The organism is Umezawaea sp. NPDC059074, from assembly GCF_042738955.1.
Classification (GTDB): Bacteria; Actinomycetota; Actinomycetes; order Mycobacteriales; family Pseudonocardiaceae; genus Umezawaea.
The window spans coordinates 1-5140 of the sequence record NZ_JBHYHC010000263.1; the positions used below are offsets into that span (position 1 = coordinate 1).

Genomic DNA, 5140 nt, shown 5'->3' on the forward strand with positions numbered 1-5140 from the left:
CCCCGAACATCATCTAAGAGATCGAGCAGGCCCTGTTGTCGGCGTTGTTCCCCGGTCGGGCCGGGCCTGTCGGGACCCGGCCCGTTCTGTTCTCAGAACGACAACTGGACCGCCGCCACGACCATCAGCAGGCCCGGTCCGCGCAGCAGGCGGGTGATGAGGCCGATCGGCATGGTGCCCATCGGGGTGTCGAGGAGCGGGGACTCGAACTGCATCGGGGGGCGGGTGGCGCTGCGGTAGAGGGCGGCCACCGCGCCGAGCACGGACAGTGCCAGGTGGGGTGCGGTCACGATCGGGGTGGCCAGGGTCCACAGGAGGGCGGCCGTGGTGGGCAGGGCGAGGTGGAGGGTGCGGAGTTCGAGGTCCGAGCCGCCGAGGGTGCGGCGCAGGGCCGGGGAGCCGCAGACGAGGCGCAGGCCGCGGGCGAAGCGGTCGGCGACCAGGAACACGCAGACGACGTGGACGGCGGCGACGGCGTTCGGGGCGGCGAGCCGTTCGGCGAGGTAGGGGAGCGGCAGCAGGGCGCAGAACACCAGCGGCGCCAACGGGTGGCGGGTGTGGCGGGCCAGTTCGGCGCGCAGCACGGCCATCCGGCGACCGCCCCGAAAGCGGACCGGGCGCACGGTGGCCGTGGCGCGGGCCTGGCGCAGCAGCATGGTGCCGGACAGCAGCGACGGGTCGAGGAACGTCGTGGCGGTCGCCGTGACGGCGGCGATCTCCGCGCCGTCCGACAGCGCGCCGCGCGACATCCGGGCCAGCACGCGGTGCGCGTGCCACGCTGCCACCGCTGCCGCGACGACCAGCACCGCGCCGACGATCAGCAGGTGCGGCGTCCACGTCGGCCACGCGATGGTGGGCTTCGCCGCCAGCACCCCCGCCGCCACCGCGAGGCAGGCGACCAGCACCGTGATCCCGTGGCGCGCCAACGCCGTCCGCCGCCTGCTCGCCTGCGCCTCGACCAGGGCGGCGCACAGCAGCACCCCCAGCGGCACGCCCAGCGGCGGCGCCACGGCCAGCCCGAGCACCCCGCCCGTGACGGCCGCGACCCCCAGCAGGACGAGGAACCGCGGGGTCAGCAGCGCCCGGCGGTCGACCGGCGAGCTGAACAGCCACGTCCGCGCGGCGGGCGACACCAGCACCGGCCCGACGGCCATCGCCGCCCGGCACAGCAGCGCGACGGCCAGCAACGCCACCAGCAGGACGAGCCAGCGCACCAGGTCCGGCGCCCGAGCAGGCCCCGCCACCGCGACGGCGCGCACCCCGGAGTTCACCGCCGACACCAGCAGCCCACCGACGATGGCGACGTACAACGCCTGGCCGTACAGGTCCGACAGCCGCGCCGTGAGCGGTCGGGGATCGGCGCGGTAGTGGCGCAGCGACCGCCGGAGTTCCTTCGCCGTGATGGTCATGCGCCGGTCGTGCCCAGCTCGACGTGCCGGTCGGCGACGGCGTCGCGCAGCACCGGGTCGTGCGTGGCGAGCAGGACCGCGACCCCGGCGTCCTTCTCGGCTTTCAGGCGTCGCCCCAGCCACTCCCGCCCGGCCGCGTCGAGCCGCTGCTCCGGCTCGTCGAGCACCAGCAGCCGCCGTGGCCGGACGAAGCACGACGCCAGCGCCAGCCGCCGCCGTTGCCCGCTGGACAGCGTCGCGGGCAGCTGGTTGGCCACCGCGTCGAGCCCCAGTTCGGCCATCACCTCGTCCACCTCACCGCCGCCGTGCGCGTGGGCGTACAGGTCCAGGTGTTCGATGACGGCCAGGTCGGGGAAGAAGTCGAAGTCGTCCAGGACCGACGCCACGGCGGCCCGCACCACCGGCGACGACTCGCGCAGCACCACGCCGTCGAGCAGCACCGCCCCCGCGTCCGCCTCGGTGGATCCCACGACGCAGTGCAGCAACGTCGACTTGCCCGCCCCGTTCGGCCCCACCACGGCCGCCGCCTCGCCCGCGCCGACCGCGAACGACACCTCGCTCAGCACGGTCAACCCGCCATAGGCCTTGACCAGGCGGCGCACCTCGAGCACGGCCGTCACCGGTTGGTCTCGTCGTAGGCGGCCTGACCGGCCAGGATGTCCACGGCGTGGTCGCGGATCCAGGTGAACATCGTGGACAGCGGTTCGCTCGTGCCGCGGCCCAGCGGGGTGAGGCCGTAGGTGACGCGGGGCGGGGTGGACGGTTCCACCGACCGGGACAGCAGGCCGTCGCGGACCAGGGTTCGGAGGGTTTGGGACAGCATCTTCTCGCTGACGCCGTCGATGCGGTCGCGCAGTTCGTGGAACCGGAGGTCCCGTTCGCGCAACGCCATCAGCACCCACACGCCCCACCGGCTCGTCACGTGGTCGAGCACGGTCCTCGCCGGGCAGTCGGAGTGGAACACGTCGCTGAGCGCGTAGGCCGACCAGTCCGCGACCTGCTTTCCTTCCTCCACGTCATGAACCTACGTCACAGCGCATCCTTCCCGCCCAGGGCGGTGGTTCCCGACGTCGACCGGCACCCGGTGGCGTTCGAGGACGCAGTGCGGGAGTCGAGTCCGGAGTGGACGGTGCCGCGGCCGGGAGGCTTCCACGGCAACGCCTTCGCGTGGGCGGAGGGCGTGCGGGTGGCCGCGCCGTTCGTGGACGTGGAACGCGTGCTCGGCCGACGAGCCACGGGCTCAGCGGAACGTCGCCGCGTTCCGCTGAGCCCGACCGGTGGGTGGTGTTGCCTCGGGGGCCCGCCCCCCCCCCCCGGGGCCCCGCGCACCGCCGCCGCGCCCCGCGCCCCCCGACCGGTCAGAGCGAGTGCTGCAACCGCTGCGCCATCAGCTTGATGAAGCGCGACGGGTCGGTCAGCTCGCCGCCCTCGGCGAGCAGGGCCATGCCGTACAGCAGTTCCGCCGTCTCGGCCACGGCCTCGTCCTCCGGCCGCGCCTCGTGCGCGGTCCGCAGGCCCGTGACGAGCGGGTGCGTCGGGTTCAGCTCCAGGACGCGCTTCTGCTTCGGCACGTCCTGGCCCATGGCCCGGTACATCTTCTCCAGCGTCGGCGTGATGTCGTGCGAGTCGCCGACGATGCAGGCGGGGGACGTGGTCAGGCGCGACGACAGCCGCACCTCCTTCACGTTCTCCGCCAGTGTGGTGGTCATCCACGTCATCAGGTCGGCGAAGTCCTTCTTGGCCTCGGCGTTCTTGTCGTCCTCGTCCTTGTCGAGGTCGACCTCGCCCTTGGCCACGGACTGGAACTGCTTGCCGTCGAAGCCGTTGACCGCGTCGACCCACATCTCGTCGATCGGGTCGGTCAGCAGCAGCACCTCGAAGCCCTTGGCCTGGAAGGCCTCCATGTGCGGCGAGTTCTCCAGGATCGAGCGGGACTCGCCGGTCAGGTAGTAGATCTCCTCCTGGCCCTCCTTCATCCGCGCCACGTAGTCCTTCAACGCGGTCGGGGCCTCGGCGTCGTTCGTCGAGGCGAAGGAGGCGATCTCCAGGATCGACTCGCGGTTGTCCGTGTCGTCCAGCAGGCCCTCCTTGACGGCCGCGCCGAACTCGGTCCAGAACTTGGCGTAGTTCTCGGCGTTGTCGGCCATCATCGTCTTGACCGTCTGGAGGACCTTCTTCACCAGGCGGCGGCGTATCATCCGGATCTGCCGGTCCTGCTGGAGGATCTCGCGGGAGACGTTGAGCGACAGGTCCTGGGCGTCGACGACGCCCTTCACGAAGCGCAGGTACTCCGGCATCAGCGCTTCGCAGTCGTCCATGATGAAGACGCGCTTCACGTAGAGCTGCACGCCGCGCTTGCGCTCGCGCATGAACAGGTCGAGCGGGGCCTGCGCGGGGATGAACAGCAGCGCCTGGTACTCGAACGTGCCCTCCGCCTGGATGCGGAAGGTCTCGAGCGGGTCGTTCCAGTCGTGGCTGATGTGCTTGTAGAACTCGTTGTACTCGGACTGCTCGACCTCGCTGCTGGAGCGGGCCCAGAGGGCCTTCATCGAGTTCACCGTCTCGAGGGCGCCCTCCTCGGGCTCCTCCTCGGCGAAACCCTTCTCCTTGACCATCTTCACGGGCCACGTGATGAAGTCCGAGTAGCGCTTGACGATCTCGCGGACCTTGCGCGTCGACGTGTAGTCGAACAGGTGGTCCTCGGTGTCCTCGGGCTTGAGGTGCAGCGTGACCGTCGTGCCCTGCGGCGCGTCCTCGACGGGCTCGATCGTGTAGGTGCCCTCGCCTTCGGACTCCCAGCGCACGCCCTCGGTCGTGCCCGCGCGGCGGGTCACGAGGGTGACCTTGTCGGCCACCATGAAGCTGGCGTAGAAGCCGACGCCGAACTGGCCGATGAGGTCCTGCGACCCGGCGGCGTCCTTCGACTCCTTGACCTTCTTCAGGAACTCCGCGGTGCCGGACTTCGCGATCGTGCCGATCAGGCCGATCACGTCCTCGCGGGTCATCCCGATGCCGTTGTCGCGCACGGACAGCGTGCGCGCCTCGGCGTCGACGGCGATCTCGACGTGGAGGTCGTCGGTGTCGGCGTTCAGGTCCTTGTCGCGGAACGATTCCAGGCGCAGCTTGTCCAACGCGTCCGAGGCGTTGGACACGAGTTCCCGCAGGAAGACGTCCTTGTTCGAGTAGATCGAGTGGATCATCAGCTGGAGGAGCTGGCGCGCCTCGGACTGGAACTCGAATGTCTGGGTGGGCGTGGTCACGTTCAGCGATGTTACCCAAGGGCCGTGCGCGCTGTGCGCACCTGGCGGCTTCGGCGTCGCGTGCAACCCCCGGTCCGCAGAACGCGTACTCCTCGGTGATCGACATCGTCGATCACTGGGGGCGGGACCGCAGGGGTCCGGCCGGAGGAGGAGCACCATGAGGATCGCCAAGACCGCGCTCGGGGTCGGACTGGCCGCGGGCGTGCTGCTGGGCGGGGCCGCGCAGGCGTCGGCGGACGTGCCGCTGACCGCGAGCACCGTCTACGACGTCACGACCTGGCACGACGTCAACATGCGGCACTGCGCGAGCACGACGTGCGCGATCACCGGGCACGTCGCGGCCGGGACGAGGACGATCGCCTACTGCTGGCGGCACGGCCAGTCGATCACCGACGCGGGCATCACCAACGACATCTGGGTCAAGGGCAGCCTGGAGGACGGCGGTCAGCGGTACATGAGCGCCGTGTACCC

At 71.0% G+C, this 5140-nt stretch carries 5 protein-coding genes; 1 reads left to right on the top strand and 4 read right to left on the bottom strand.

Annotated elements, in window-relative coordinates; genetic code table 11:
* Nucleotides 1–92: 92 nt before the first annotated feature.
* The 4 genes from ACFWW9_RS45750 to htpG form a co-directional block, all read right to left on the bottom strand.
* On the bottom strand, nucleotides 93–1409 hold the full coding sequence (locus ACFWW9_RS45750; RefSeq protein ID WP_390389882.1) for a DUF6297 family protein: 1317 nt from the start codon (nucleotides 1407–1409) through the stop codon (nucleotides 93–95).
* Nucleotides 1406–2029, bottom strand: coding sequence for an ATP-binding cassette domain-containing protein (locus ACFWW9_RS45755; RefSeq protein ID WP_390389884.1), 624 nt, complete (start codon nucleotides 2027–2029; stop codon nucleotides 1406–1408). Before ACFWW9_RS45755 ends, ACFWW9_RS45750 begins: the two co-directional genes overlap by 4 nt.
* Nucleotides 2026–2424 (bottom strand): winged helix-turn-helix transcriptional regulator, encoded by a 399-nt coding sequence (locus ACFWW9_RS45760; RefSeq protein WP_390389886.1) that lies wholly within the window; start codon nucleotides 2422–2424, stop codon nucleotides 2026–2028. Before ACFWW9_RS45760 ends, ACFWW9_RS45755 begins: the two co-directional genes overlap by 4 nt.
* Before the next feature lie 343 nt (nucleotides 2425–2767).
* Nucleotides 2768–4669, bottom strand: a complete 1902-nt coding sequence (gene htpG, locus ACFWW9_RS45765) for a molecular chaperone HtpG (protein WP_390389888.1) — start codon at nucleotides 4667–4669, stop codon at nucleotides 2768–2770.
* Nucleotides 4670–4826: 157 nt separating this feature from the next.
* On the opposite strand from htpG, the gene ACFWW9_RS45770 reads away from it, so the two are divergent.
* The coding region (locus tag ACFWW9_RS45770) for a hypothetical protein (protein ID WP_390389890.1) at nucleotides 4827–5140 on the top strand (314 nt) is incomplete at its 3' end.

Bases quoted from the DNA above. Each gene is read 5' to 3' on its own strand.
- ACFWW9_RS45750 (WP_390389882.1), bottom strand. From the start codon at position 1,409: ATGACCATCACGGCGAAGGAACTCCGGCGGTCGCTGCGCCACTACCGC.